This is a genomic window from Vulcaniibacterium tengchongense (assembly GCF_003814555.1).
Classification (GTDB): Bacteria; Pseudomonadota; Gammaproteobacteria; order Xanthomonadales; family Xanthomonadaceae; genus Vulcaniibacterium; species Vulcaniibacterium tengchongense.
In genome coordinates, this window is sequence record NZ_RKQN01000001.1 from 1,043,022 (window position 1) to 1,068,504 (window position 25,483).

The following is a 25,483-nucleotide window of genomic DNA, read 5'->3' on the forward strand; positions in this document are numbered from 1 at the left end:
CGAGCGGCTATTCTACCGGGGTCCGCGCAGCCGCACGGCGCGCCTGCACCTTCCGACCACCGGCGATGTGATTGGTTCAGTCGCCGCGCCCGCCAGGAATTCCGCGATGACCGATCTGATCCCCCTCGCCCAGGCCCATTGCCTGCCCCGCCGCGGCAGCGAGCACCGGCTCAGCGAAGCGCGCGTGCGCGAACTGCTGCCGGAGGTGCCCGGCTGGGAACTGGTCGAGGACGGCCATGCGCTCGGCCGCACCTTCCGCTTCAAGAACTACTACGAGACGATGGCCTTCGTGAACGCGCTGGCGTACATGGCCCACCGCGAGGACCACCACCCCGACCTCAGCGTGCACTACGACCGCTGCGTGGTGCGGTACTCGACCCACGACGTCGGCGGCCTGAGCGAGAACGACTTCATCTGCGCGGCCAAGGCCGACGCCCTCGCCGGCTGAGCCGGCCGCCCACCAGGAGGCTTGCATGCATCCGCTCCGCCGCGCCCTCCCCGTGCTCGCGCCGGCCCTGCTGGCCGCGCTCGCCGCCTGCGACCGGACCCCGGCGCCGCCGCCGGTGACCCGCACCGAACTGGTCGCGGTGGAAACGCCGCCGCCGGACTACCCGGAGCAGCTCGCCTGCGACGACATCGGCGGCAAGGTCGTGCTGGCGCTCACCATCGGCGCGGAAGGCAGCCCGACCTCGGTACGCCTCGTCCAGAGCAGCAACGTGCCGGAACTGGACCGGGCGGCGCAGGAAGGCGTGCGCCGCTGGCGCTTCCGCCCGGCGACGATCGGCGGCAAGCCGGTCGAGTCCAAGCTGCAGGTGCCGGTCACCTTCACCCCGCCGGTGGAACGGCCGCAGTCGTGCTTCGTGCTCGACGAGCAACGGCGGCGCGAGGGCGGCTGATCCGCCTGTTTCCGCCACGCGCGCGGATGACGCGATCGGCCAAGGCCGACGATCGTAGACGTGTCATCCCGCCCGGGCGCGCTGCGAACCCGGGCGCCTGATCGGCGTTCATCGACGTGCATGGGCAGGCGTTTTATCCGGCCCGATCCGCGGCAAAAGGGCGGCTTTTCGATTCAGCCCAGCCGGTCCAGCGCCTCGATGAGCTCCGGCGCCAGCGGCGCATTGAGCAGGTACGGCGCCTTGCCGCCGTCGAGCGCGAACTCCAGGGTCGAGGCGTGCAGGAACAGCCGCCTCAGCCCGGCCTGCTCGCGCAGGCGCCGGTTGGCCTCCGGATCGCCGTACTTGTCGTCGCCGGCGACCGGGTGGCCGAGGTGCCGGGCGTGGACGCGGATCTGGTGGGTGCGCCCGGTCTCGATCCGCACCTCGCAATAGGACTGGCCGCCGCGCCGCTCGAGCACGCGGAAATGGCTCAGCGACGGCTTGCCGGCCGGACTGACCTGGACGTGACGCTCGCCGCCCTGGCGCAGGCCGACGTGCAGCGGCGCGTCGACGCTCATCGTCCCGTCCGGCATGCGCCCGAGCAGCAGCGCCAGGTAGCGCTTGGCGATGCCGCCGTCCTCGCGCATCAACGCCTGCAGTTCGGTCAGGGCCGAGCGCTTCTTGGCGACCACCAGCAAGCCGGAGGTGTCGCGGTCGAGCCGGTGCACCAGCTCCAGGGGTTGGCCGGGGCGCAATGCGCGCAGCGCCTCGATCGCGCCGTGGCTGATGCCGCTGCCGCCGTGGCTGGCCAGCCCCGAGGGCTTGTTCAGCGCCAGCAGGCGGGCGTCCTCGAACACGATCGCCGCCTCCAGCGCAGCCAGCAATCCCTTCGGCGGCGGCGCCTTGTCTCCGGCTTCGCCGAGACGCACCGGGGGGATCCTCACCTCGTCGCCGGCCTCCAGCTTGCGCTCGGCCTTCGCCCGTCCGCCGTTCACCCGCACCTGGCCGGAGCGCACCAGCTTGTACACCAGCGAGCGCGGCGCGCCCTTGAGCTGGCCGAGCAGGAAGTTGTCCAGGCGCTGGCCCTCGCGGTCCTCGGGCACGCGCACGGTGCGGACGCGCTCGGGATCGCCGGCCGGGCCGGATCGGGGCGGAACTGAATGGGACATCGGACGGCAGGCGCAACGAACGGCCGGCCAGTGTACCGCCCGCGGCCGGCAGCCGGTCACGAATTGCGAATCACCGACCCCGGCTTATCTGTTACACTCGCGACGCGAGATAAGGTTTTGATTTCGCAGGAAGTTGCATCTCAAAGGCCGAAAGCCCTTTCCTGCGATTCCGGTCCGTGCCTGGCCACTGCCCCCGGGGCAGCCATGTCAGCCGCGTCGGCCCGGCGGAACCGGCCCTCGTTCGGCGGGGCCCACCCGGCGAGATGAACACGTCCCGTGCGGCGCTCGCGCCGCCGGCCTAGCAGTCAGGAAAACGAACAAAGCGCTCCCGCGGCCTGCCGTGGTGTCGTAGCGCTGGAAAACTTGGAGACGGCGCGCCTCGCCCGCGGGGCGCCCGCCGGCTTGCGGTATCCAGAGGCGAAACGCCCAAGGCGTTCCGCGGCCGCAGAACGCGCCTGCGCGTTCTGCGCCGACCGCGCGCAGGAGCGCGCGAGGAACCACAATGAAGCGAATGCTGATCAACGCGACGCAGGCGGAAGAACTGCGCGTCGCGATCGTCGACGGCCAGACCCTGTACGACATCGACATCGAACAGCCGTCGAAGGAACAGAAGAAGTCGAACATCTACAAGGGCCGCATCACCCGTCTCGAGCCCTCCCTGGAAGCCGCCTTCGTCGACTACGGCGCCGAGCGCCACGGCTTCCTGCCGCTGAAGGAGATCTCCCGCGACTACTTCCAGGCCGGCGTCGACCCGAACAAGGCCGGCATCCGCGAGCTGCTGCGCGAGGGCCAGGAAGTGGTGGTCCAGGTGGACAAGGAGGAGCGCGGCAACAAGGGCGCCGCGCTGACCACGTTCATCTCCCTGGCCGGCCGCTACATGGTGCTGATGCCGAACTCGCCCAGCGCCGGCGGCGTCTCGCGCCGGATCGAGGGCGAGGACCGCGCCGCGCTCAAGGAGGCGCTGGACAAGCTGAACATCCCCGACGAGATGGGGGTGATCATCCGCACCGCTGGCGTCGGCCGCGACGCCGAGGAGCTGCAGTGGGACCTGGACTACCTGCTGCAGGTGTGGAAGGCGATCGCCGAGGCGGCGCTGACCAAGCCGGCGCCGTTCCTGATCTACCAGGAAAGCCGGCTGATCATCCGCGCCCTGCGCGACTACATGCGCCCGGACATCGGCGAGATCCTGGTCGATACGCCGGAGATGTACACCGAGGCGCGCGAGTTCGTCGAACAGGTGATGCCGCACAACCTGCGCAAGCTCAAGCACTACACCGACGACACCCCGCTGTTCAACCGCTTCCAGATCGAGTCGCAGATCGAGAACGCCTACGAGCGCACCGTGCGCCTGCCCTCCGGCGGCGCGCTGGTGATCGACCAGACCGAGGCGCTGACCGCGATCGACGTGAACTCGGCGCGCGCCACCAAGGGCGGCGACATCGAGGAGACCGCGTTCAACACCAACCTGGAGGCCGCCGAGGAGGTGGCCCGCCAGATGCGCCTGCGCGACCTGGGCGGCCTGGTGGTGATCGACTTCATCGACATGTCCAGCAGCAAGCACCAGCGCGAGGTCGAGAACCGCCTCGCCCAGGCGCTGAAGCAGGACCGCGCGCGCGTGCAGATCGGCCGCATCTCGCGCTTCGGCCTGCTCGAGCTCAGCCGCCAGCGCCTGCGTCCGTCGCTGGGCGAGTCGAGCCAGATCGTCTGCCCGCGCTGCGAGGGCCATGGCCGCATGCGCAGCGTCGAGTCGCTGTCGCTGTCGATCCTGCGCCTGGCCGAAGAGCACGCGATGAAGGAGAACACCGGCCAGGTGCTGGTGCAGGCGCCGACCGAGATCGCCAACTACCTGCTCAACGAGAAGCGCCGCGCGCTCAGCGAGATCGAGAAGCGCCACGACGCGCCGATCGTGATCGTCGCCGACGAGCAGCTGCACACCCCGCACTACGAGGTCACCCGCATCCGCGAGAACGAGCTCGGCGAGGAGACCAGCAAGCCCAGCTATCAGCGCGCCACGCCGCGCAAGCTGCCGACGCACGCCCTGACCCGGGCGCATCTGAACATCCCCGACCTGCCGGCGGTGACCAACGTCAAGCCGCTGCAGCCGGCGCCGCTGCGCGAGCCGCGCGAGGAAGCGCCCGCGCCGCAGCCCGCCCCGGCCCCCGTGCCCGCCCCGGTGGCGACGCCGACCCATTCGATCGGCGTGGTCGAGCGCATCCTGCGCTTCTTCCGCGGCGGCAAGCCGATCGCGGTCGAACCCGCGCCGGCGCCGGCGCAACAGGCGCAGCCGGCGCGCGGCCGCGCCGAGCGCGACGGCCGCAACGGCCAGCAACGCCGCGAAGGCCGCAACGGCAAGCACGCGCGCCGCGAAGAGCAGCGCCGCGACAAGCCGCAGCAGGCCCAGGCCGCGCAGGCGCAGCCGCAGAACCGCCCGCCCAAGCCGCAGCCGCAGCAGGGGGGCAAGCCGCAGGCGCAGCCCAAGCCGCCGAAGCCGCAACCGGAAAGCCGGCCGCAGCCGGCCGCCGCCGCGGCACCGGCGCAGACGCCGGCCGAGACCCCGCGGCCGCCACGCCTGGACGCCAAGGCTGAGGCACCGGCGGCCAAGCCCGAGGCCACGCCGGCCATCGAAGCCGCCGCAGGAGCGGTAACCGCGGCCACCGTCGCGGCGCAGGCAACGACCGCCGTGCCCGCCGGCGAACAGGCCGCGCCCGAGGCGGCCGCCGACACCGCGGGCGAAGGCGGCAGCCGCCGCCGTCGCGGCCGGCGTGGCGGACGCCGCCGCCGCCGCGGCGCGGGCAGCGAAGCCGCGGCGGCCCACGAGGCTCTGGAGTCGCAGGACGCCGCCGAGGACGGGTTCGACGGCGAGGACGAGGCCGAGGAGACCCCGGCCGTCACTGCGGCCGCGCGACGCAGCCAGCCGGAGTTCGACTTCGATGACGAGGCGGTCGCCTCCCCGGCTGCCGCCGGCGCACCGGCACCCGCGACAGCCGCGTCCGCGCCGGCCACCGTGTCCGCTCCGTCGGCGGTCGCCGCCGCGGCCGTGGCGGCGTCCACCGCCGCGGCCGAACGGATCGACGCGGAGCCTGCGCCCGAGTCGGCGCCGCAGGCCGAGCCGATGGCCGCGCAAACGCCGGAGCCGAGCGCGCCGGCCGCGCCGCGGCAGGACGAAACGCCCGCCCCGCGGACCGACGCCGAACCGGTCGCCGAGCCCGAACCGGCCACCGTGGTCGAGGAGACTCCGGTGGAGCCGACCGAAGTGCCGGAGCCGGCCGTGGTCGAGCCGCCGGTGGTGGTCACGCCGGAACCGGTCGAACCGGCCAAGCCCGAGGTCACGGTGCCGAGGCCGCCGGCCGAGGCCGCCGCCGAAGCAGGCAACGGCGAAGCGGCCCCGGTCGCCGCGGAACCGGCGCCGCAGGCGCCGGAGCCTGGCGAGACCGTGGCCGAACCGACCCGCCGCGCCGAGCCCGGCCCGGACCTGCCGCGCACCGCCAGTCTGTTCGACGGCCTGCCGGAGCCGGCCGCACCGGCGCCCGCCGAGGCCGCTGCGGAGACTGCCGCGGCGCCGGCGGAGCCCGAAGCCGATGCGACCGGGACTGCCGACGCCGACACCAAGGCGGAAGCGCCGCAAGCGCATCGCGGCTGATCGCCTCGGCAACCGCACGGAAACCCCTCTCCTGCTATCGGGAGAGGGGTTTTCTTTTGTGCGACGCAGCCTCGCCTTTCGCGCCGGGCCCACGCGCTGGGCCTCGCGGCGACGCGCGGCGCCCGCCCCGCGCCCTCGCAGCGGGGCTGGACTTCGGCGCAGCGGGCCGATGGGCCGCGCGCTACAGCGCCTGCGCCGGGTCCATCAGGCCGTAGCGGCTGACCAGCCGCGCCAAGGCGATGGTGTCGTTGATCTCCAGCTTCTCGAACAGCCGGGTCTTGTGCGTGTTGACCGTCTTCGCGCTCAGGCTCAGGCGCTTGGCGATCTCCTCCTGCCGCAGCCCCTGCACCAGCAGCAGCGCGACTTCGATCTCGCGCGCGGTCAGGCCGTCGAACGGCGAAGCGCCGCCCTCGATGCCGGCCAGCGCGAGGTTCTGCGCGATGCCGCTGGCCAGGTAGCGCTTGCCGCGCGCGACCGCGCGTACCGCGCGCACCAGTTCGGCGGCGTCGCCGGCCTTGCCGACGTAGCCGGACGCGCCCGCCTCGAGCAGGCGCTTCGGCAGCGGCCCGTCCTCGAGCACCGACACGATGATCACGCGCGTGCCGTGATCGCCCTTGACGATGCGTTCGGTGACTTCCAGGCCGCTGACGCCGGGCAGGTGCAGGTCGCACAGCACCACGTCCGGCTTGAGCTTGCGGATCAGCGGCAGGGCCTGCTCGCCGTCCTCGGCGTCGCCGACGACCTCGATGTCGGTCTCGGCGGAAAGGATCATGCGCATTCCGGTGCGTACCAGCGCGTGATCGTCGACGATGAAAACGCGGATGGTCATCCCTTTGTCTCCTGTTGCCACGTTCCCCCTGGCGGCTGAGGCTACGGAGCGCACCGGGCTCGCGCAACGGGCATGGCTTTCGGCCCTGCCGCCGCCCGCCGGCAGCGGCCAAACTCCGGCGGACCGACCCGCCTGGGGAATTCCGATGCGTCACACCGCCCTCCTGCTCGCCGCCCTTCTCGCCGCCTGCGCGCAAGCCCCGGCGCCGCGCCCCTCGCCGCCGGCTCCCGCTTCGCTGCAGGCCTCGCCCGCAGGCACGTGGCTGGCCGACGTGCGCGCGATCGCGGACGCCGCAGACAACGCCGGCCGGCGCGCCGCCCTCGCCCGCCGGCTCGACGCGCTCGGGCTGGACTGGCGCGCGGTGCCGTTCCAGGCCGGCGAATTGCGCGGCGAGAACCTGCTCGCCGAACTCGGCGGGCCCGACGGCGCGCCGCTGCTGCTGCTCGGCGCCCACTACGACCGTGTCGAGGTCGGCCAGGGCGCCACCGACAACGCCTCCGGCAGCGCGGTGGTGCTGGCCCTGGCGCAGCGCCTGCGCGAACGGCCGCTGCGGCGGCACCGGGTCGCGATCGCGTTCTGGGACCTGGAAGAGCGCGGCCTGCTCGGCGCCAAGGCCTACGTCGCCGCGGGCACGGTGCGGCCGGCGCTGTACGTGAACTTCGACGTGTTCGGCTGGGGCGACACGCTGTGGCTGCGTCCGCCGGCGCCGGACCATGCGCTCGCCCGCGCCGGCGCCGAGGCGGCCGCAGGCCTCGGTCTCGACTTCTCCGCCGGCGCCGAGTACCCGCCCAGCGACCACCTGCCCTTCCTCAAGGCCGGCTGGAGCGCCGCCTCGTTCTCGCTGGTCGGCGCCGGCGAGGTCGAGAAGATCCTCGCCGCCTACGCCGGCAGGAAGCCGGCCGAACCGGCCAAGGCGATGCAGGTGCTGCACAGCGCGCGCGACACCCTCGCCGAAATCGACCCCGAAGCCGCCGCGCGCGGCGTCGAGGCGGTTGAACGCGCGCTGCGGCAATGGGACGCCGCGGCGCCATGACCGAGCGGTGTCACACCGGCCCGGCGCGCCGCGTCCATCCGGATGTCCGAAAGCGGCGAGCGCCCGCGCCGCCGCGACGCCATCCTGCTCCTTCCCGACGCCGATGCCGCCTGCATGAATTCCACCCCCGCCACTGAACGTTTCCGCCACCTGCACCGCGACGGCCTGCTGCTGCTCGCCAACGCCTGGGACGCGGGCAGCGCCCGCCTGGTCGAGAGCCTGGGCGCGCCCGCCGTCGCCACCACCAGCGCCGGCCTGGCCTGGGCACAGGGGCATGCCGACGGCGACCGCCTGCCGCCGGAGCGGTTGCTTGCGGCGGTGGCGCCGATCGCGCGCACGGTCCGCGTGCCGCTCAGCGTCGACCTGGAAAGCGGCTACTCGGACGACCCGGGCGCGGTCGCCGAGCTGGTGCTGCGGCTGGCCGGGCTCGGCGTGTGCGGCATCAACCTGGAGGACGGCGCGGGGCCGCCGGAGCGGCTGTGCGCGAAGATCGAGCGGATCAAGCGCGCCTGCGCCGCCGCCGGCACGGACGTGTTCGTCAACGCGCGCACCGACGTGTACCTGCTGGGCCTGGCGCCGGCGGGCGAACGCGTCGCCGCGACGCTGGCGCGCGCCGCCGCCTACCGCGAGGCGGGCGCGGACGGCCTGTTCGTTCCCGGGTTGAGCGCGGAGGCCGAGATCGGCATGATCGCCGCCGCGGCCGGGCTGCCGCTCAACCTGATGCTGGTGCCCCGCCTGCCGGAGCTGGAGCGCCTGCGTGCCTTGGGCGTGCGCCGTCTCAGCGCCGGCGCCGCCTTGGCCAAGCGCGTGTACGGCCTGCTCGCGGGGCTCGGCGCGCGGTTCCTGCGCGAGGGCCGCCTGCCGGACGGACCGGCGATGGACTACGCCGCGCTCAACGCCCTGTTCGAACGCTGACGCGACAGCACGAAAAAGCCCGCGGCGTCGCGGGCTCCGTTCTTCCGAAAGACTGGCGGAAAGGGTGGGATTCGAACCCACGGTGGTGTCGCCACCACGGCGATTTTCAAGACCGCTGCCTTAAACCACTCGGCCACCTTTCCGGTTCGACGCGCCGCCCGGGGCGGCGGCGCATTGTGTCACGCCGCCGGCGCCGGTTGCACGCCCGCCACCAGCGCGGCGGCGCTCTTCGCCGGCTCCGGGCACGGCATGCCCTTGATCTCGCTGCAGTGCAGGCGCGCGGCCTCGACGAAGGCCGGGGCGCGCTCGGCCACGAAATCGATGAACACCCGCACCGCCGGCAGCAGCCCGCGACGCGAGGCGAACACGGCGTGGAAGATGCCTTGCGGCAGCCGCCAGTGCGGCAGCACCACCTCCAGCTCGCCGCGGCGCACCGCGTCGGCGCAGATCGTCTCCGGCAGCAGGGTGATGCCCACGCCGCGCTGCGCCAGCGCCATCAGCATCGGGAAGTCGAAGCCCATCACCCGCGGCTTCAGCTCCACCCGGCGCACGTCGCCGTCCGGCCCGTGCAGTTCCCAGCGCTGGCGCGCATCGTCCTCGCTCATGCTCAGGGTCACGTGCTCGCCCAGCTCGTCCGGGTTCTGCGGCCGGCCCATGCGGCGCAGGTAGTCGGGGCTGGCGACCAGCAGCTCCTGGATCTGGCCGAAGCTGCGCATCACCAGGCTGCCGTCGTCGTCCAGGCGCGTGCGCACGCGCAGGGCGACGTCGATGCCCTCGTTGATGATGTCGACGCGGCGGTTGCTGACCAGCAGTTGCACCCGCACCTGCGGGTAGCGCGCGAGGAACTCCGGCAGCAGCTGCGGCATCATCTGCTGGGCGATGCCGACCGGCACGCTGACCCGGATCACGCCGCGCGGCTCGGCGCTCAGCCGGTCCACCACCTCGTGCGCGGCCTGCGCCTCGGCCAGCATCGACTGCGCGTGGCGGTACACGCTGTTGCCGACGTCGGTCACGGCGAAGCGCCGGGTCGAGCGTTGCAGCAGGCGCACGCCCAATTCGGTCTCGAGTTGGCTGATGCGCCGGCTCAGGCGCGACTTCGGGATGCCCAGCGCCCGCTCCGCGGCGGCGAAGCCGCCGTGCTCGACCACCATCGCGAAGTAGTAGAGATCGTTCAGGTCTTGCATGGCGATAATTCCAGGTTCGGAACAGTTAGTGACATTCGATCACGTTTATTCCAAAAAAGCAACGACCTAGAGTGGCCTCCGTCGCGGCGTTCCGCCGCATCGCACAAAGAGGCCGTCATGAAGCTCCTGCACCTGGATTCCAGCGCCTTGGGCGCCCACTCGGTCACCCGCGAACTCAGCGCCGCCGTCGTCGCCCGCTGGCGCGCCCAGCTCCCGCATCTGCAGGTCGAGTACCGCGACCTCGACGCGCAGCCGATCCCGCACCTGACCGGCGGCAGCCTGGCCAAGGCGAACCCGGCCGAGGTCGCCGAAGCCGAGGCGGTGCTGCAGCAGTTCCTGGGGGCCGACGTGGTGGTGCTCGGCGTGCCCTTCTACAACTTCGGGATTCCGTCGACGCTGAAGGCCTGGATCGACCGCATCGCCGTCGCCGGCAAGACCTTCCGCTACACCGAGACCGGCCCTCAGGGCCTGGCCGGCGGCAAGCGGATCATCATCGCCAGCGGCCGCGGCGGGGTCTACGGCGATGCCAGTCCGTTCGACTTCCAGGAGGCCTATCTGCGCCAGGTCTTCGGTTTCCTGGGCATCACCGACATCGACGTGGTCCGCGCGGAAGGCGTGGCGCTGTCGCCGCAGCACCGCAGCGATGCGCTGGCGGCCGCGCATGCCGCGATTCCGGAGCCGCTGGCCGAAGCGGCCTGACCCGCGCGGATCGACCGGTATCCGGCGCCCGCCTCCCCCTGCGCCGCCCCCCGGGCCTGCTCGAGAGCAGGCCCGCTTTTTCGCAGCACCGGCCCGCCTCGCGGCGCGGCCGCGTGGGCGCAAGGTCAGCCGATGCGGTCCACCCCGCCCATGTACGGCCGCAGCACCTCGGGCACGTCGATCGAACCGTCGGCGTTCTGGCAGTTCTCCATCACCGCGATCAGGGCGCGCCCGACCGCGACGCCCGAGCCGTTGAGCGTGTGCACCAGTTCCGGCTTGCCGGTGGCCGGATTGCGCCAGCGCGCCTGCATGCGCCGGGCCTGGAACGTCTCGCAGTTCGAGCACGAGGAGATCTCGCGGTAGGCGCCCTGCGAAGGCAGCCAGACCTCCAGGTCGTAGGTCTTGGCCGCGGCGAAGCCCATGTCGCCGCTGCACAGCAGCATGCGCCGGTACGGCAGGCCGAGCTTCTCCAGCACCGCTTCGGCGCAACGGGTCATGCGCTCGTGCTCGGCGTAGCTGTCCTGCGGCCTGGTGATCGACACCAGCTCGACCTTCTCGAACTGGTGCTGGCGGATCATGCCGCGCGTGTCCCGGCCGTGGCTGCCGGCCTCGGCGCGGAAGCACATCGAATGCGCGGTCATGCGCAGCGGCAGCGCGTCGGCCTCGAGGATCTCGTCGCGGACGATGTTGGTCAGCGGCACTTCCGAGGTCGGGATCAGATAGCGCTTGTACGCGGCCTCGCCGTCGCCCACCGAGGTGGCGAACAGGTCGTCCTCGAACTTCGGCAGTTGCCCGGTGCCGCGCATCGAGTCGGCGTTGACCAGCAGCGGCACGTTGGTCTCCAGGTAGCCGTGCTCGCCGACGTGCAGGTCGAGCATGAACTGCGCCAGGGCCCGGTGCAGGCGCGCGACCGGTCCGCGCAGCACGGTGAAGCGCGCGCCGCTGAGCTTGGCGGCGGTGTCGCCGTCGAGCCAGCCGTGGCGCGCGCCGAGCTCGACGTGGTCCCTGGCCGGGAAGTCGAACGTGCGCGGCGTGCCCCAGCGGTGCTGCTCGACGTTCTGCGTCTCGTCCTCGCCCGGCGGCACCGATTCGTGCGGCAGGTTGGGGATGCCGAGCGCGATTTCCTCGATCCGGGCGCGGATCTCGTCCAGGCGCGCCTCGCTGGCCTTGAGCTCGTCGCCGAAGCCGGCCACCTCGGCCAGCAAGGCGCTCACGTCCTCGCCCCGGGCCTTGGCCTGGCCGATCGCCTTCGAGCGTGTGTTGCGCAGGTTCTGCAGTTCCTGGGTGCGCACCTGGATCTGCTTGCGCTCGGTCTCCAGCGCCTCCAGCGCGCTCGCGTCGAGCGCGAAGCCGCGGCTGCGGCGCAGGCGTTCGGCGAGGTCGGCGGGTGCGTGGCGAAGGAGCTGGGGATCGAGCATGGCGGCGCCGGGGGAGTGATCGGGTCGGCGATTATCGCGTGGAAGCGCCGCCGCGCGCGACGGATTGCTGCGCGGTTAACGCCGCTGCCGGCACACTGGCGGTCCACCCGGCCGCCGAATCGTCCATGACCCGTTCCGCTTCCGCCCCCTCCCCGCATGCATCCGGCCCGGCGCGCTGGCTGCCGAACTCGCGCTCGCTGCTGTGGGTGCTGCTGGCCTTCCTCGCCGGGCTGGCGCTGTTCGCGCTGGCGATACTGCGCGGTCGCGACGGCGACGATTTCTACCGTCCGGGCCGGACTGCGCCGCCGACCGCCGACGCGCCGCAGTACCAGCCGCTGCCGGCGCCATTGCCGGCCGAGGGCGGCGGCACGGGCAACCTGCGCACGCCGGAAGCCCCCGCCGCCGGCGAAGAGCAGCCGCGTCTGGTCGAAGCGCCGAAGCCACCCGCGCCGGTTGCGCCGGCGCCCCGCCCCGCGCCTGCCGTGGCGACGCGCCCGGAACCGATCCCGGGACAGACGCCAGCGCCGCGCTACCCCGCTGCCGCGCTACGCCGCGGCGAGAGCGGCACGGTGATGGTGCGCGCCGAGATCCGCCCGGACGGCACGCCGGACGTGGTCACGGTGGCCCGGAGCAGCGGTTCGCGCCAGCTCGACCGCGCCGCGCTCGACGCGGTCCGCCGCTGGCGGTTCCGCCCGGCGCAGCAGGACGGCCAGCCGGTGCGCGCCGCGGTGATGGTGCCGATCAGCTTCGAGGCGCAGCGCTGAGCGCATCCGTCCCGGCGCGCCGGCGCCGCCGGATCAGGCCGTAGGCGATGCAACAGCCGAACAGCAGCTCGAGCGGCGCGCGGGTGTAGTCGAAGCGCCACAGCAGCGAGTCGAACAGGTTGGCGATCAGCACGATGCCCAGCGCGCCGGCCAGCGCCCAGAAGCTGCCGACGGTGATCACCCGGGCGCGTGCCGCTTGCACCAGCTCGCCCGCCAGCAACAGGAACAGGCCGGCCAACAGCAAGGCGCCGACCGCGCCGATGCCGACGAGGGCATCGAGATAGGCGTTGTGCAGATGGGCGTGACGCTCGCCACCCAGGTCGAGCGGCGCGACCAGCCGCGGCAGCGTGTCCAGTCCCCAGCCGAACCAGGGCCGTTCGCGCGCCAGCCCGAGGCCATGTTCATACAGGCGCAGGCGCACGCTGGCGGCCTTGTTGGGCGCCGTGCTCGCATCGAGCAGCTCAGCCTCCGGGGCCGCTCCGGACGCCTCCGACGCGAAACGCCGCGGGGCGGGCGCCTTCGTGCCGGAAGCCGTGCCCCGCGTCCGGTCCGCGCGATCGGACGCGCGCGCGTCGGCATCCGCTGACGGGGTCCGCTCCGGCGCAGCGCCGACCACGGCTTCGACCGAGCCGAGCAAGCGGTCCACGCCGGCGAACCTCTGCGCCAGGATCTCGTGCGCGGAAACCGCGAGCAGCACCGTAGTCGCGAACGCCGCCACGAGCGGCACCCACGGCAGACGCGAATGCCGGCGCCGCACCGCCGCGAAGGCCAGCAGCATCGAGGGTACGGCAAGCGCGAACGCCAGCCAGGCCCCGCGCGACTGCGAGAACAGCAGCACCATGAACGCGCCGCCGTACAGGACCAGCCCGGCCGCCAGCAACCCCAGGCGCAGATGCGGGTTCTTCGGCGCCAGCCGCCAGGCCCCGACCAGCAGGCACAGCGCCAGCCAGCCGCCCACCGCCGCGAGCAGGCCGCTCAGGTTCTCCGGCAGGCCGAAGCGCGGGCGCAGGCTGCCATCGAACAGCCGCGGCAGCTCTTGCCACGGCATGTAGCCGAGCACGGCGACGAGCAGCCCGAGCACCATCAGCGCGAGCAATCGCGGCGGCGCCTTCGGCATCAGCGACAGCCACCAGCCGACCACGCAGGAGAACACCCCCAGCTTGACCAGCTTGGCGGCGACGGTGAGCTGCTCGCTGTAGCTGGAGCGCGGCTCGATCGTGCTCGCGTAGGCGGCATGCAGCACCAGGAAGGCGACGAAGGCGGCGAGCAGCCGGGTGTAGGGCAGCGCCCACAGTTCGCGCCAGGGCCGCGCGCCGCACCAGGCGAGCAGCAGCAAGGCCGCGTACGCCCCGAACTCGGGGCGCAACGGCAGGCCGAAGTCGCTCATCGCGAAGAAGGCCAGGAACGCCAAGGCCAGGGCCGCGGCGCGGCGCAGGCCGGCGGACGGCGCCGGGGCGGGACGGCTGCGCTCGGGCGCCGGGCCGCGCTCGGCGGCGCGACGGGCGACTTCCATGTCGGCGGGGGATGACAGCACTGCGGGGTTCGTTTGCGGGGCCTGGGAAGTCTAAGTCATTCCCCCGGGTGCAGGCAGAACCCGGCCTCGCGCGCGAGCGCGTCGAAGCCCGGGAACGAGGTGGCGACGTTGGCGACATCGTCGATCCGCACCTCGCCTGCGGCGCGCTGCGCGGCCACCGCCAGGCTCATCGCGATGCGGTGGTCGCCGCGGCTGTCGGCGCGGCCGCCGCGCAACGGGCCGCCGACGATCGTGGCGCCGTCCGGGTGCTCCTCGATCCCGGCGCCGAGCGCACGCAGGCCGGCGGCCATCGCGGCGATGCGGTCGGACTCCTTGACCCGCAGCTCGGCGGCGTCGCGCACCACCGTGCGGCCTTCGGCGCAGGCGGCGGCGGCGAACAACGCCGGGAACTCGTCGATCATGTCCGGGACCAGCTCGCCGCCGATCTCGGCGCCATGCAGCGGCGCATGCCGCACCACCAGATCCGCCACCGGCTCGCCGCCCTGCTCGCCCGCGTTCTCCTCGCGGATGTCCGCGCCCATCCGGCGCAAGGCGGTCAGCAGGCCGGTGCGGCGCGGGTTCATGCCGACCGCCTCCAGCCGCAGCTCCGAGCCGGGTACCACGCTGGCCGCGACCAGGAAGAACGCCGCCGATGAGAAATCGGCCGGCACCGCGACCTCGGTCGCGCGCAGGCGATGGCCGCCGGACAGCCGCGCCTGGCCGGGGGCGAACGCGATCGGCCAGCCGAACGCGGCGAGCATGCGCTCGGTGTAGTCGCGGGTCGGATGCGGCTCGCGCACCACGGTTTCGCCTTCGGCGTACAGGCCGGCCAGCAGCAGCGCCGACTTGACCTGGGCGCTGGCCACCGGCAACGCGTATTCGATGCCGCGCAGGCGGCGGCCGCCGCGGATCCGCAGCGGCGGCAGGCCGCCGTCGGCGGCGTCGATGCGCGCGCCCATCTGCGTCAACGGCTCGATCACCCGCCGCATCGGCCGCTTCGACAACGAGGCGTCGCCGACGAGCGTGCTGTCGAAGGCCTGCGCGGCGAGCAGCCCCGCGAGCAGACGCATGCCGGTGCCGGCGTTGCCGCAGTCCAGCGGTTCGGCAGTGCCGCGCAGCCCATGCAGGCCGACGCCGTGGACGACGCGCTCGCTCGGCCCGGGCGCCTCGATGCGCACGCCGAGCCGCTGGAACACGCGCGCCGTGGCGCGGGTGTCCTCGCCCTCGAGGAACCCGGTGATGCGGGTGGTGCCTTCGGCCAGGGCGCCGAGCATCACCGCGCGGTGCGAGACCGACTTGTCGCCGGGCACGCGCAGGCTGCCGCGCAGGGGGCGACCGGGCGCGACGATCCAGTGTTGCGGAGCGAAGGAGGTCATCGGGTCAACCGTTTCGGTCGCCGCGATCCCCTGAAAGCGGGATCCGGGCGCTCAAGTCGCGGGACTCCCGCTTGCACGGGAACGGCGGGTGAAGGGAACCTGGTTTCATGGAATGCCGGCACCGGTCTCGGCCAGTACCTCGTCCAGCGCCGCCAGCAGCCGACGGTTTTCGTCGGCGCTGCCCACGGTGATGCGCAGGCATTCGGGCAGGCCGTAGCCGCCCATCGGCCGCAACACCACGCCGCGCGCGACCAGCGCCGCCTCGATGCGCGCGGTGCGCGGGCCGAACTCGGCCAGGACGAAGTTGGTCTGGGACGGATACACGCGCAGCCCGCGCGCGGCCAGGGCCTCGGCCAGCGCCCGGCGCTGCTCGGCGTTGCGCCCGGACACCCAGCGCAGGTGCCCGGCGTCGCCCAGCGCCGCCTCGCAGGCCGCCAGCGCCGGGGCGTTGACGTTGAAGCTCTCGCGCAGCCGCTCCATCACCGCGACCAGCCCCGGCACCCCGACCAGGTAGCCGACGCGCAGCCCCGCCAAGCCGTAGGCCTTGCTGAAGGTGCGGGTGAGCGCCAGGTTGGGGTATCGCGGCAGCAACGGCAGGGCGCTGGCGACGTCAGCGGCGGGGTCGGCCAGCTCGGCGTAGGCCTCGTCCATCACCACCAGCGTCTCCGCCGGCACCCGCGCCATGAACGCGGCGAACGCGGCGCGGCCGAACCAGGTGCCGGTTGGGTTGTTCGGATTGGCCAGGTAGACCAGCTTGGTCCGCGGCCCGATCGCGGCGGCGATCGCATCCAGGTCGTGGCCCAGCGGCATCGCCGCGTGCTCGCGCGGCAACGCCTCGGCGACGCGCGGCGCCGCGCCCGCGGCCTGCGCCGCCAGCGCGAACACGGCGAAGCCGTAGCGCGAGAACACGACCTCTTCGCCGGGCCCGGCGAACGCCTGCGCCAGCTGCATCAGCAGTTCGTGCGAGCCGTTGCCGAGCAGCAGCTGGCCCGGATCGACGCCGTGCCGCGCGGCCAGCGCGCGCTTGAGGTCGGCGCCGAGCGGGTCGGGATAGCGGTGCAGCGCGTGCAACTGGTCGAGGATCGCCGCGCGCGCCGCCGGCGATGGCCCGTAGGGGTTCTCGTTCGAACCCAGCTCGACCAGGTCCGCCTCGCCGAACCTGCGGCGCAGGGCGACCAGGTCGTGGCCGGGATCGTAGGCGCGCAAGCCCTGCACCGCACGCGAGGCGCGCGCGGCGAACCAGGCCTCGTCGCACGCCGGCGCGCCCGGATCGCGCGTGTCCGCCCGCGCGGCGCTCATGCGATCGCCACCGGATACGAGCCCAGCACCTTCACTTCCTGCGCGTAATCGGCCAGCTCGTCCAGCGCGCGGCGCATCGCCTCCTCCTGCACGTGGCCGCCGACGTCGATGAAGAACGCGTACTGCCACAGCCCGGTGTGGCCGGGCCGCGACTCGATCCGGTTCATGCTCAGGCCGTGCTTCGCGAACGGCGCCAGCACGTGGTAAAGCGCGCCCGGCTGGTCCTTGATGAAGATCAGCAGCGAGGTGCGGTCGTTGCCCGACGGCGGGAACAGCTCGCGGCCGATCACCAGGAAGCGGGTGGTGTTGTCGGGCCGGTCCTCGATCGGCCCGGCCACGTTCTTCAGCCCGTACACCGTGGCCGCGCTGATGCCGGCGATCGCCGCCGCGTCGTCGGCATTGCGCGCGCGGCGCGCGGCCTCGGCGTTGCTCGCCACCGGGATCTTCTCCGCCTTCGGCAGGTGTTGGCGCAGCCAGGCCTTGCATTGGGCGAACGACTGCGGATGCGAGTACACGCGTTCGATGTCCTCGATCCGCCCGCTGCGCGAAAGCAGGTGCTGGTGCACGCGCAGCTCGACCTCGCCGCAGATCTTCAGCTTGGAGGTCAGGAACATGTCCAGCGTCGACTGGATCGTGCCCTGGGTCGAGTTCTCCACCGGCACCACGCCGAAGTCGGCGTTGCCGGCCTCGACCTCCTGGAACACTTCCTCGATGCTGCCCAGCGGCAGGCCGTGGATGGAATGGCCGAAGTGCTTGTACACCGCCTGCTGCGAGTGCGTGCCCTCGGGGCCGAGGTAGCCGATCTTGAGCGGCTCCTGCTGGGCCAGGCAGGCCGACATGATCTCGCGGAACAGCCGCACCAGCACTTCGTCGTTGAGCGGGCCGTGGTTGCGGTCCACCACCCGGCGCAGCACCTGCGCCTCGCGTTCGGGCCGGTAGTAGTCCACCGCCGCGGCCAGCTTGCCCTTGGCCTTGCCGACCTGGTTGGCGTAGCGCGCGCGCTCGGCGATCAGTTCCTGGATGTGGCGGTCGATGCCGTCGATGCGCTCGCGCAACGCGGCCAGGTCCGGCTTGGGCTCGCCCGCCGCCTGCTTCGCGATGGAACGCTTGCCCGCCGCGGGGCGTTTGGTTTTCTGGGTCTTGTCGGTCATTGAGTTCGTCGCCTCCGAAGGTCCATCGCAGCCGTCCCGGGCGCGCGCGTTGCCTTCGGACCGCCTGCCCCGACCTGCCGTGGCCGGGCTTTTCGCCGTCGATGCCCGCGGGCACCGACCGCGGTTTCAGCCGTGCCGCTGCTGGAAATCGCGCATGAAGGCCGCCAGCGCCTGCACGCCCGCCTCGGGCATCGCGTTGTAGATCGACGCGCGCATGCCGCCGAGCACGCGGTGGCCCTTGAGCGAGATCAGCCCGGCCTCCGCCGCCTCGCCCAGGAACGCCGCATCCAGCGCCGGGTCGTGCAGGAAGAACGGCACGTTCATGCGCGAGCGCGCCGCCGGCGCGACCTCGTTGCGGTAGAAGCCGCCGGAACCGTCGATGGCCTGGTACAGCAGCGCGGCCTTGCGCGCGTTGCGGCGCGCGAACTCGGCCACGCCGCCCTCGTCCAGCATCCACTTCACCGTCAGGCCGAGCAGGTACCAGTTCCAGGTCGGCGGCGTGTTCAGCATCGATTCGCCGGCGAGGTGCGCGCGGTAATCGAAGATCGGCGCGCGCGGCTGGCCCGCGCGCTCGAGCAGATCGCGGCGCACGATCACCACCGCGATGCCGACCGGCCCCAGGTTCTTCTGCGCGCCGGCGTAGATCAGCCCGAACTTCGACACGTCCAGCGGTTCGGCCGCGATCGAGGAGCTGAAATCCGCGAACAGCGGCACGTTGCCGACCTCCGGCACCTCGCGGAACTCGACCCCGTGGATGGTCTCGTTGGCGGTGTAGTGCACGTAGGCCGCGTCGTCCGACAGGCGCCAGCCGGCGCGCGGCGGGATGTCGCGGTAGCCGCCCGTCTCGCCGTCGGCGGCGATGCGCGCGTCGACGTACGGGGCCGCCTGCTTGAGCGCGGTCAGGCCCCAATGGCCGGTGAGCACGTAGTCGGCCTGCTGCCCGGGCGCGGCGAAGTTCAGCGCGATCAGGGCCTGCTGCGCGGTCGCGCCGCCCTGCAGGAACAGCACCGCGTAATCGTCCGGGATCGACAGCAGCATGCGCAGGTCGGCCTCGGCCTGGCGCGCGACCTGCAGGAACTCCGGCCCGCGATGGCTGAGTTCGACCACCGAGGCGCGCGCGTTCCGCCACTCCAGCATCTCGGCCTGGGCCTGGCGCAGCACCGGCTCCGGCAGGGTCGCGGGGCCTGGGCTGAAGTTGAACGCGCGGGACATCGAACGCTCCGATGGCGAGGTGAACGGGAAAGACGCCCAGTATGCCGCAGCGCAGCAGCCGGCGCGTTCTTGGTTACCCGCGCAACTTTTCGCCTCGTGGCGGGTTCTATAGTCGCAAGTGCCGTCCGATGCCGGAGAACCCCATGTCGCTGCGCGACGCCCTGAAGATCCCCGCCTCGCAGATCACCGACGAGCAGGTGTATCGCGAACGCCGGCGCGTGCTCGCCGCCCTGGCCGCCGCCCCTGCGCTGGGCCTGGCCGGCTGCGCGGGCGCCGAAGCGCCGCCGCCGCCGTCGAAGGTCGCGGTCACGCCGGAACAGGCGCGCTCCGGCTTCCGCACCGCCGAGGCCCTGACCCGCTACGAGGACATCACCGGCTACAACAACTACTACGAGTTCGGCACCGGCAAGGCCGACCCGTCGCGCGCGCGCCGGACGTTGCGCACGTCGCCGTGGACGATCGCGGTCGGCGGCCATTGCGCCAAGCCCGGGCGGTTCTCGCCTGACGAGCTGCGGCGCTGGGCCGTGCCCGAGGAGCGCGTCTACCGGCTGCGCTGCGTCGAGGGTTGGTCGATGGTGATTCCGTGGCTGGGCGTGCCGCTGGCGAAGGCGCTCGAACGCTTCGAGCCGACTTCGCGCGCGAAGTACGTCGCCTTCACCACGCTGGCCGATCCCGAGCAGATGCCGGGCCTGGCCTATCCGGCGCTGGACTGGCCCTACCGCGAGGGCCTGCGCATCGACGAGGCGATGCATCCGCTGACCCTGCTGGCCACCGGCCTGTACGGCAAGCCGCTGCCGCAGCAGAACGGCGCGCCGCTGCGGCTGGTGGTGCCGTGGAAGTACGGCTTCAAGAGCATCAAGTCGATCGTCGCGATCACCTTCGTCGAGCGGATGCCGTCCACCAGCTGGAACGACGCCCAGCCGCGCGAGTACGGCTTCTTCTCCAACGTCAATCCGAACGTCGACCACCCGCGCTGGAGCCAGAAGACCGAGCGCCGCATCGCCGGCACCGCGAGCAAGCTGTTCGCCGAGCGCATCCCGACCCGGCCGTTCAACGGCTATGCCGAGCAGGTCGGCGCGCTGTACGCGGGCATGGACCTGCGCAAGTGGTTCTGAGGGCGGCGCCGCGGACGATGCGGACGGGCGCGGCAGGGGCCCCGGAACGAGCCCGTCCGGCCGCCGCATCGGCGACCGGGCGCGGGCGTACGCCGAGCGGAACCGTCGAAGGCGCGTCCGTGGACGCGCCGTGCATGCCCCTCCACGTGGTTCGCAGCGCGTCCCGCCATGGCTAGAACATCGCGCGGCCTGGTCGCCGCCAAGACCCTGGTCCACGCCCTTGCCCTGACTCCGGCCGCCATCTTGGCTTGGCAGATCCGCGCCGAGGCGCTGACCGGAAGCGGCGGGCTCGGCGCCGATCCGGTCGCCGAGATCGAGCATCGCCTCGGCCTGTGGGCGTTGCGCCTGTTGCTGATCACCCTGGCCGTGACCCCGCTGCGCCAGCTCACCGGCCAGCCGGTGCTGCTGCGCTTCCGGCGCATGCTCGGGCTGTACGCGTTCGTCTATGCGACCCTGCACTTCGCCGCCTATCTGGTCCTGGACCTGCGCGGCTACTGGACGCAGATCTTCGAGGAGATCGCCAAGCGCCCGTACATCACCGCCGGCTTCGCCGCCTGGCTGTTGCTGGTGCCGCTGGCGCTGACCTCCACCCGGGCCGCGATGCGCCGGCTCGGCCGCAACTGGGGGCGCCTGCACGCGGTGGTGTATGCGATCGCAGCGCTGGCGGTGCTGCACTTCTGGTGGCTGGTCAAGGCCGACATCCGCGAGCCGCTGCTGTACGCGGCGCTTCTCGCCGTGCTGCTGGGCTGGCGGGTCTGGCGGCGGCTGCGCCCGGTCAGCGCGCGCCGTACAGCAGCAGCAGGCTGAGCGCGCCCGCCAGCAGCAGCGCCGCCAGCAGCAACCAGGGCAGGCGCCGCACCGGCGCCGGCAGCACCGATACCGCGGCCGGCAGGGCATCGTTCGCCGCATCGAAGCCCGGCGCGGCAACCGGCTCCGCGAGCACGCCGCGCTGCACCGGCGCCTCGACCACGAAGCGGTGGCGCATGCCGAACACGACCTGGTCGCCCGGCCGCAGCAGCGCCTCGCGCACGGAGCGGCCGTTGACCAGGCAGGCTTCGCCTTCGAGTCCGCGCACCGCCACGCCGTCGGCGCAGGCCTCGAAACGGGCCTGGCGCTCGGCGCAGCGTTCCTCGTCGATGCGGATGTCGCATTCGCTGCCGCGGCCCGCCAGGCGCGGGCGGTCGAGCGGGAAGCAGCGGCCGTGATAGGGCCCGCCGACGCCGCGCAGCACCATGCGCGCGTCCTGGACCGCGCCCTGCGGGCGCGGCGCGGGCGGCGGTTCGTCGGCCACCAGCAGCAGCTCGGTGCCGTCCAGGTGCAGCGCGTCGCCTGCGCGCAACATCGCCATCCTCCGCACCGGCCGGCCGTTGACGTGCAGTCCGGCGGCGTCCTCGCGGACCTGCAGCCAGATGCCGCGCCGGTCGATGCACAGCTGCGCGAACGCGTCCTCGTGGTCGCCGGCGCGCTTGATCCGCCCGCGGGCGTCGCGGCCGAGCGCATGCACGCCCGGACTCAAGGTCAGGTCGGGTTGGTCGCGGTCGGAGGATTGCAGTCGGAGGGCGTTCACGCAGCAGCAATCTAGCACGCAGGGCCGGCTTGGATGCAGCCTCCGCGCGCGCTCACAATACCCACCCGCGCCGGGACGGGACGCCGCCGGACACCCGAGGAGACCGCCATGCCGAGCATCGACATCCGCCATTCCCATTCGCTGCCGCCGGCGCAGGCGCGCCAGGCCGTGCAGGACGTGGCCGAGAAACTGGCCGAGCGCTTTGGCGTCGACTATCTCTGGCAGGGCGACACGCTCGCCTTCAGCCGCAGCGGCGTCGACGGCAAGATCGCGCTGGCGCCGCAGCAGTTGCACATCACCGCCAACCTGGGCTTCCTGCTGGGCGCGATGAAGGGACCGATCGAGGCCGAGATCCGGCGCGTGCTGAACGAGCGGTTCGGCTGAACGCGGCCCCTTCGCCGCGGCGGCGCGGCTGGTGTGAAAGCTCTAGCCCGCCCGTCGAGCCTGTAGGCCTCCCGCGGCGAACGAGGCATCCCATGGCCAAGCCCAGGCGCTCCACCTCCCAGGCACGCACCGACGACGCGGCCGGATCGTCGCCGGGCGACCGCCTGACCCGCACCCTGAGCGAAACCGCGCAGCAGATCTGGCTCGCCGGCATGGGCGCGTTCGCGCGCGCGCAGGCCGAAGGCACCAAGTTGTTCGACGCGCTGATCAAGGAAGGCCTGAACCTCGAACAGTCGGCGCAGCAGGCCGCCGATCGCGCCGATGCGGCTCGCGAGAGCGCCGAAGCGCGCTTCGAACGGGCGCGCGAACGCGCCGCCGGCACCTGGGACCAGCTGGAGCGCGCGTTCGAGGAGCGCGTCCGCCGCGCCCTGGGCAAGCTCGGCGTGCCGGACCGCGACGAAATCGCCGGGCTCCGCCGCCGCGTCGATGCGCTGACCGCGGAACTGCGCCGCCGCGACGCGGCCGCGACGCGCAAGGCCGCCTCGCGCAGATCGCCGGCGCCGAAGAAGACCGCGGCGAAAACCGCCGCAGGCAAGGGCCCGCGGCGTACCGGGCCGCGTTCCGCCTGACCCTCCGCCGCGCAGCGCCCCGGCGCCCGTCCAAGCCCGCCAGCCCGATCCCGCCGTATGCTCCCCTCCCCTTACGGTCCCGGGCTGGCGGGCTTCCTTTCGCCCGGGGGCGCCCACCGTCCGCCGCGCGGAATCGCGTGACCGCCGCCACGGGCCGGCGCCGCGCGCAGACGCTATAGTCGCGCGCCTCTCGCCGTATCCGAATCCGCATGTCCCCGGGCTTTTCCGTTTCCGCCGCCCTGCTCGCCGCCGTCGCGGGCGGCGTCCTGGCCACGCTCTACCTGTGGCGCGTGCAGCGCCGCCGCGCCGAAACGGCCGCCGGCCTGCAGGCGCTGGCCGGCATGCGCTGGCGCGAATGCGCGCGGCTGGTGGTGGAAGCCCTGCAGCGACGCGGCTTCGAGCCCGAACCGGCCGGGCAGACGCTGGAACATCCGCAGCAGCCGAAACTGCGCCTGCGCCGCGGCGACGAGCTGTGGCTGCTGGCCTGCAAGCAGGGCGACGCCGGCTACACGGTCGATCGCGCGCAGGTGCGGGCCTTGCTCGACGCGGTGCGCCATCACGGCGCCGCCGGCGGCGTGCTCGCCACGCCCGGCCGCATCGACGCCGACGCCCGCGCCGCCGCGGACGGACTGCAACTCTACGCCGGCCCGGCGCTGTGGGACCTGCTGAGCCCGCAGTTGCCGGCGGTCCTGCGCGAGGACCTGACCGCGGACGCGCGAACGCGCATCCGCCGCGCGATCGGCTTGGCCTGGGTCGCGGCGGCGGGGCTGGGCGCGGCCGTGGGCTTCGCGCCGATGCTGCTGCGCGGGTCGCCGGATGCCGCGCCGCTCGCCCCCGCCCCGCGCGCGACGCGGCCCTCCGCGCCCATCGCCGCCGCGCCCGCGCCCGCCGCTCCTGCGCCGGCGGCACCGCCCGCCGGAATCGCCGCCGCCGCGGATCCGGACCGCGAACGACGCGAACGCGCCGAGGTGATCCGGGCCGTCGCCGCCGTGCCCGGCGTCGGCCGCGCGCTGTGGTCGACGTCCTCGACCCTGCTGATCGAACAGGTCGCCGACGACGGGCGCGACCGCGTGCCGGAGATCTGCGCGATCCTCGGCCGCTACGACGCGCTGCGCGCCTCGCGCCTGCAACTGCAGCCGCCGCCGGGCAGCGGCGCGCGCGTCCGCTTCCTGCAGTGCCGCAGCTATTGAACCGGCAGGGGCGCCGCCGCGCGGCGCGCGCGGGTCGCAAGCGCGGCGATGCCGCCTCGTATTGACCGCCCGAAGCAGCGCATGCACTAATGCCGCGACGCCGCGCGCCAGGAACGCACGCCATGCCCGACCCACGAACCGCCACCGTCCGGCGCCGCCGCCGCGGCGCGGGTGTGCACGCGCGCTGAGGCGCGGCCGACGCATGGCGCGGCAGACCCGCCAACGCATCCTCGACACCGCGCTGGGCATGTTCAACGCGCTCGGCGAACCGAACGTCACCACCAACCACATCGCCGACGAGCTGGAGATCAGCCCCGGCAACCTGTACTACCACTTCCGCAACAAGGACGACATCATCGAGCAGCTGTTCGCGCGCTTCGAGCAGCGCATGGACGCGGCGCTCGCCGCGCCGCAGGGGCGGCTGCCGGGGCTGGAGGACATCTGGCTGCAGCTGCACCGGGTGTTCGAGTGCATCTGGGACTACCGCTTCCTGCACCGCGACCTGGTCGAGATCCTCAGCCGCAACCGCCGCCTGCGGCTGCGCTTCGCCCGCATCCTCAAGCGCGCCGACGCCCAGGCGCACACGGTGATGCGCGGGTTGCTGCAGGCCGGGGTGATGCGTGCCTCGCCGACCGAACTGGCGGCCACCGCGACCAACGTGCTGGTGATCGCCACCTTCTGGCTCAACTACGCCGCCGCCCGCGGCGACCGCGACGAGCGGCGTGCGATCCGCGACGGCATCGTCCAGGTCATGATGCTGCTGGCGCCGTTCCTGCGCGACGCCGAGCGGCTGCATCTGAACACCCTGACCCGCGCCTACATCGAGTGAGGGCCTCTCCGCCCGAACCCCGCTGCGCCGGTGTGGCGCCGGCGCGGCGGCCCGGACCGCTTGCCAACCCACCGCCGCCATGCGCTATACTGCGCAGCCCTTACGGGCGGTTAGCTCAGCGGTAGAGCACTGCTTTCACACGGCAGGGGTCGCAGGTTCGAAACCTGCACCGCCCACCAATCCCGACGAAGGCCGGCGCAAGCCGGCCTTCTTCGTTCACGCTTCCCGCCATGGCGAACGATACCCGGCTGTACCACAACCCGCGCTGCTCCAAGTCGCGCGCCGCGCTGGAACTGCTGCAGGCGCGCGGAATCGAGCCGGAAGCGGTCCTCTATCTCCAGGCGCCGCCCGGTGCCGGCGAACTGCGCGCGCTGCTCGCATTGCTCGGCTTGCCCGCGCGCGCCCTGCTGCGCACCGGCGAGGACGAGTACGCCGCGCTCGGCCTGGCCGATCCGGCGCTGCCCGAGGCGGCGTTGATCGAGGCCATGGCCGCGCACCCGCGCCTGATCGAACGCCCGATCTTCGTCCACCGCGGTCGCGCGGTGATCGGCCGCCCGCCGGAGCGGGTACTCGAGCTGCTGGACTGAATCGACGGCGCACGCGGGGCGGAACGCCTCATCCCAACCGCCACGTCTCTGGACGTGGGCGGCCCGATCCGCAGGCCGGCGCGCCGCCGCTGCGATCGGCGACGC

Annotated in this window: 24 protein-coding genes and 2 tRNA genes; 15 read left to right on the forward strand and 11 right to left on the reverse strand. The window is 73.1% G+C overall.

Going from position 1 to position 25,483, the window contains the following annotated elements; all coding sequences use genetic code 11:
* Positions 1–106: 106 nt before the first annotated feature.
* Positions 107–448 (forward strand): 4a-hydroxytetrahydrobiopterin dehydratase, encoded by a 342-nt coding sequence (locus EDC50_RS04620; RefSeq protein ID WP_123769262.1) that lies wholly within the window; start codon positions 107–109, stop codon positions 446–448.
* 25 nt (positions 449–473) lie between these two features.
* Positions 474–896 carry an energy transducer TonB gene (locus EDC50_RS04625; protein ID WP_123769263.1) on the forward strand — a complete coding sequence of 141 codons (423 nt, stop codon included), beginning with the start codon at positions 474–476 and terminating at the stop codon, positions 894–896.
* A gap of 173 nt (positions 897–1,069) precedes the next feature.
* Here the strand turns inward: EDC50_RS04625 and EDC50_RS04630 are convergent, their stop codons facing one another.
* Positions 1,070–2,044 (reverse strand): RluA family pseudouridine synthase, encoded by a 975-nt coding sequence (locus EDC50_RS04630; protein ID WP_123769264.1) that lies wholly within the window; start codon positions 2,042–2,044, stop codon positions 1,070–1,072.
* A gap of 502 nt (positions 2,045–2,546) precedes the next feature.
* On the opposite strand from EDC50_RS04630, the gene EDC50_RS04635 reads away from it, so the two are divergent.
* Positions 2,547–5,684, forward strand: coding sequence for an Rne/Rng family ribonuclease (locus EDC50_RS04635; RefSeq protein ID WP_123769265.1), 3,138 nt, complete (start codon positions 2,547–2,549; stop codon positions 5,682–5,684).
* Positions 5,685–5,865: 181 nt separating this feature from the next.
* On the opposite strand, the gene EDC50_RS04640 is transcribed toward EDC50_RS04635, so the two are convergent.
* Positions 5,866–6,513: a response regulator gene (locus EDC50_RS04640; protein ID WP_123769266.1), complete on the reverse strand. Its 648-nt coding sequence runs from the start codon at positions 6,511–6,513 to the stop codon at positions 5,866–5,868.
* A 145-nt stretch (positions 6,514–6,658) separates the two neighbouring features.
* On the opposite strand from EDC50_RS04640, the gene EDC50_RS04645 reads away from it, so the two are divergent.
* Entirely contained in the window at positions 6,659–7,546 is an 888-nt protein-coding gene (locus EDC50_RS04645) for a M28 family metallopeptidase (protein WP_158635734.1), read from the forward strand.
* Positions 7,547–7,660: 114 nt separating this feature from the next.
* Complete coding sequence (locus EDC50_RS04650) at positions 7,661–8,461, forward strand: isocitrate lyase/PEP mutase family protein (protein ID WP_123769268.1); 801 nt, start codon at positions 7,661–7,663, stop codon at positions 8,459–8,461.
* Positions 8,462–8,514: 53 nt separating this feature from the next.
* On the opposite strand, the gene EDC50_RS04655 is transcribed toward EDC50_RS04650, so the two are convergent.
* Both EDC50_RS04655 and EDC50_RS04660 read right to left on the reverse strand, forming a co-directional pair.
* Positions 8,515–8,604 (reverse strand) — tRNA-Ser (locus EDC50_RS04655).
* Between the two features lie 36 nt (positions 8,605–8,640).
* A complete protein-coding gene (locus EDC50_RS04660) occupies positions 8,641–9,645 on the reverse strand; it encodes a LysR family transcriptional regulator (protein ID WP_123769269.1) in 1,005 nt (334 codons plus the stop codon).
* A 117-nt stretch (positions 9,646–9,762) separates the two neighbouring features.
* Between EDC50_RS04660 and EDC50_RS04665 the strand changes: the two genes are divergently transcribed.
* Positions 9,763–10,344 carry an FMN-dependent NADH-azoreductase gene (locus EDC50_RS04665; protein WP_123769270.1) on the forward strand — a complete coding sequence of 194 codons (582 nt, stop codon included), beginning with the start codon at positions 9,763–9,765 and terminating at the stop codon, positions 10,342–10,344.
* 125 nt (positions 10,345–10,469) lie between these two features.
* Here EDC50_RS04665 and serS read toward each other — a convergent pair whose 3' ends face one another.
* Positions 10,470–11,762 carry a serine--tRNA ligase gene (gene serS, locus EDC50_RS04670; protein ID WP_123769271.1) on the reverse strand — a complete coding sequence of 431 codons (1,293 nt, stop codon included), beginning with the start codon at positions 11,760–11,762 and terminating at the stop codon, positions 10,470–10,472.
* Between the two features lie 125 nt (positions 11,763–11,887).
* Between serS and EDC50_RS04675 the strand changes: the two genes are divergently transcribed.
* Positions 11,888–12,526, forward strand: a complete 639-nt coding sequence (locus EDC50_RS04675) for an energy transducer TonB (protein WP_123769272.1) — start codon at positions 11,888–11,890, stop codon at positions 12,524–12,526.
* On the opposite strand, the gene EDC50_RS04680 is transcribed toward EDC50_RS04675, so the two are convergent.
* The 5 genes from EDC50_RS04680 to serC all read right to left on the reverse strand — a co-directional run bounded on the left by EDC50_RS04680 (position 12,504) and on the right by serC (position 19,077).
* Positions 12,504–14,060, reverse strand: a complete 1,557-nt coding sequence (locus tag EDC50_RS04680) for an O-antigen ligase family protein (RefSeq protein WP_123769273.1) — start codon at positions 14,058–14,060, stop codon at positions 12,504–12,506. The two genes, EDC50_RS04675 and EDC50_RS04680, sit on opposite strands and share 23 nt — an antisense overlap.
* A 35-nt stretch (positions 14,061–14,095) precedes the next feature.
* Positions 14,096–15,415, reverse strand: coding sequence for a 3-phosphoshikimate 1-carboxyvinyltransferase (gene aroA / locus EDC50_RS04685; RefSeq protein ID WP_123769274.1), 1,320 nt, complete (start codon positions 15,413–15,415; stop codon positions 14,096–14,098).
* Between the two features lie 105 nt (positions 15,416–15,520).
* Positions 15,521–16,714 carry a histidinol-phosphate transaminase gene (gene hisC, locus EDC50_RS04690; RefSeq protein WP_123769275.1) on the reverse strand — a complete coding sequence of 398 codons (1,194 nt, stop codon included), beginning with the start codon at positions 16,712–16,714 and terminating at the stop codon, positions 15,521–15,523.
* Entirely contained in the window at positions 16,711–17,865 is a 1,155-nt protein-coding gene (gene pheA / locus EDC50_RS04695; RefSeq protein WP_123769276.1) for a prephenate dehydratase, read from the reverse strand. The genes hisC and pheA overlap by 4 nt, the downstream gene beginning before the upstream one ends.
* A 126-nt stretch (positions 17,866–17,991) precedes the next feature.
* Positions 17,992–19,077 carry a 3-phosphoserine/phosphohydroxythreonine transaminase gene (serC, locus tag EDC50_RS04700; RefSeq protein ID WP_123769277.1) on the reverse strand — a complete coding sequence of 362 codons (1,086 nt, stop codon included), beginning with the start codon at positions 19,075–19,077 and terminating at the stop codon, positions 17,992–17,994.
* A 143-nt stretch (positions 19,078–19,220) separates the two neighbouring features.
* Here serC and msrP point away from each other — a divergent pair, with 143 nt between their 5' ends.
* Together msrP and msrQ are read left to right on the forward strand one after the other, a co-directional pair.
* Positions 19,221–20,192, forward strand: coding sequence for a protein-methionine-sulfoxide reductase catalytic subunit MsrP (msrP, locus tag EDC50_RS04705; RefSeq protein ID WP_123769278.1), 972 nt, complete (start codon positions 19,221–19,223; stop codon positions 20,190–20,192).
* Positions 20,193–20,360: 168 nt separating this feature from the next.
* On the forward strand, positions 20,361–20,999 hold the full coding sequence (gene msrQ / locus EDC50_RS04710) for a protein-methionine-sulfoxide reductase heme-binding subunit MsrQ (RefSeq protein ID WP_123769279.1): 639 nt from the start codon (positions 20,361–20,363) through the stop codon (positions 20,997–20,999).
* Here msrQ and EDC50_RS04715 read toward each other — a convergent pair.
* Complete coding sequence (locus EDC50_RS04715) at positions 20,968–21,759, reverse strand: FHA domain-containing protein (RefSeq protein WP_123769280.1); 792 nt, start codon at positions 21,757–21,759, stop codon at positions 20,968–20,970. The two genes, msrQ and EDC50_RS04715, sit on opposite strands and share 32 nt — an antisense overlap.
* A 108-nt stretch (positions 21,760–21,867) precedes the next feature.
* Here EDC50_RS04715 and EDC50_RS04720 point away from each other — a divergent pair, with 108 nt between their 5' ends.
* The 6 genes from EDC50_RS04720 (at position 21,868) to arsC (ending at position 25,378) form a co-directional block, all read left to right on the forward strand.
* Positions 21,868–22,143 carry a polyhydroxyalkanoic acid system family protein gene (locus EDC50_RS04720; RefSeq protein ID WP_123769281.1) on the forward strand — a complete coding sequence of 92 codons (276 nt, stop codon included), beginning with the start codon at positions 21,868–21,870 and terminating at the stop codon, positions 22,141–22,143.
* A 92-nt stretch (positions 22,144–22,235) separates the two neighbouring features.
* A complete protein-coding gene (locus EDC50_RS04725) occupies positions 22,236–22,772 on the forward strand; it encodes a phasin family protein (RefSeq protein WP_123769282.1) in 537 nt (178 codons plus the stop codon).
* A 209-nt stretch (positions 22,773–22,981) separates the two neighbouring features.
* Positions 22,982–23,962: a restriction endonuclease gene (locus EDC50_RS04730; RefSeq protein ID WP_123769283.1), complete on the forward strand. Its 981-nt coding sequence runs from the start codon at positions 22,982–22,984 to the stop codon at positions 23,960–23,962.
* A 202-nt stretch (positions 23,963–24,164) separates the two neighbouring features.
* Positions 24,165–24,791 (forward strand): TetR/AcrR family transcriptional regulator, encoded by a 627-nt coding sequence (locus EDC50_RS04735; RefSeq protein WP_123769284.1) that lies wholly within the window; start codon positions 24,165–24,167, stop codon positions 24,789–24,791.
* Between the two features lie 104 nt (positions 24,792–24,895).
* Positions 24,896–24,970, forward strand: a tRNA-Val gene (locus tag EDC50_RS04740).
* Positions 24,971–25,021: 51 nt separating this feature from the next.
* Complete coding sequence (gene arsC, locus EDC50_RS04745) at positions 25,022–25,378, forward strand: arsenate reductase (glutaredoxin) (protein WP_123769285.1); 357 nt, start codon at positions 25,022–25,024, stop codon at positions 25,376–25,378.
* Positions 25,379–25,483: the final 105 nt, after the last annotated feature.

Coding starts and splice junctions, on each gene's coding strand:
- EDC50_RS04620 (WP_123769262.1), top strand. CDS start 107: ATGACCGATCTGATCCCCCTCGCCCAGGCCCATTGCCTGCCCCGCCGC.
- EDC50_RS04625 (WP_123769263.1), top strand. CDS start 474: ATGCATCCGCTCCGCCGCGCCCTCCCCGTGCTCGCGCCGGCCCTGCTG.
- EDC50_RS04630 (WP_123769264.1), bottom strand. CDS start 2,044: ATGTCCCATTCAGTTCCGCCCCGATCCGGCCCGGCCGGCGATCCCGAG.
- EDC50_RS04635 (WP_123769265.1), top strand. CDS start 2,547: ATGAAGCGAATGCTGATCAACGCGACGCAGGCGGAAGAACTGCGCGTC.
- EDC50_RS04640 (WP_123769266.1), bottom strand. CDS start 6,513: ATGACCATCCGCGTTTTCATCGTCGACGATCACGCGCTGGTACGCACC.
- EDC50_RS04645 (WP_158635734.1), top strand. CDS start 6,659: ATGCGTCACACCGCCCTCCTGCTCGCCGCCCTTCTCGCCGCCTGCGCG.
- EDC50_RS04650 (WP_123769268.1), top strand. CDS start 7,661: ATGAATTCCACCCCCGCCACTGAACGTTTCCGCCACCTGCACCGCGAC.
- EDC50_RS04660 (WP_123769269.1), bottom strand. CDS start 9,645: ATGCAAGACCTGAACGATCTCTACTACTTCGCGATGGTGGTCGAGCAC.
- EDC50_RS04665 (WP_123769270.1), top strand. CDS start 9,763: ATGAAGCTCCTGCACCTGGATTCCAGCGCCTTGGGCGCCCACTCGGTC.
- serS (WP_123769271.1), bottom strand. CDS start 11,762: ATGCTCGATCCCCAGCTCCTTCGCCACGCACCCGCCGACCTCGCCGAA.
- EDC50_RS04675 (WP_123769272.1), top strand. CDS start 11,888: ATGACCCGTTCCGCTTCCGCCCCCTCCCCGCATGCATCCGGCCCGGCG.
- aroA (WP_123769274.1), bottom strand. CDS start 15,415: ATGACCTCCTTCGCTCCGCAACACTGGATCGTCGCGCCCGGTCGCCCC.
- hisC (WP_123769275.1), bottom strand. CDS start 16,714: ATGAGCGCCGCGCGGGCGGACACGCGCGATCCGGGCGCGCCGGCGTGC.
- pheA (WP_123769276.1), bottom strand. CDS start 17,865: ATGACCGACAAGACCCAGAAAACCAAACGCCCCGCGGCGGGCAAGCGT.
- serC (WP_123769277.1), bottom strand. CDS start 19,077: ATGTCCCGCGCGTTCAACTTCAGCCCAGGCCCCGCGACCCTGCCGGAG.
- msrP (WP_123769278.1), top strand. CDS start 19,221: ATGTCGCTGCGCGACGCCCTGAAGATCCCCGCCTCGCAGATCACCGAC.
- msrQ (WP_123769279.1), top strand. CDS start 20,361: ATGGCTAGAACATCGCGCGGCCTGGTCGCCGCCAAGACCCTGGTCCAC.
- EDC50_RS04720 (WP_123769281.1), top strand. CDS start 21,868: ATGCCGAGCATCGACATCCGCCATTCCCATTCGCTGCCGCCGGCGCAG.
- EDC50_RS04725 (WP_123769282.1), top strand. CDS start 22,236: ATGGCCAAGCCCAGGCGCTCCACCTCCCAGGCACGCACCGACGACGCG.
- EDC50_RS04730 (WP_123769283.1), top strand. CDS start 22,982: ATGTCCCCGGGCTTTTCCGTTTCCGCCGCCCTGCTCGCCGCCGTCGCG.
- EDC50_RS04735 (WP_123769284.1), top strand. CDS start 24,165: ATGGCGCGGCAGACCCGCCAACGCATCCTCGACACCGCGCTGGGCATG.
- arsC (WP_123769285.1), top strand. CDS start 25,022: ATGGCGAACGATACCCGGCTGTACCACAACCCGCGCTGCTCCAAGTCG.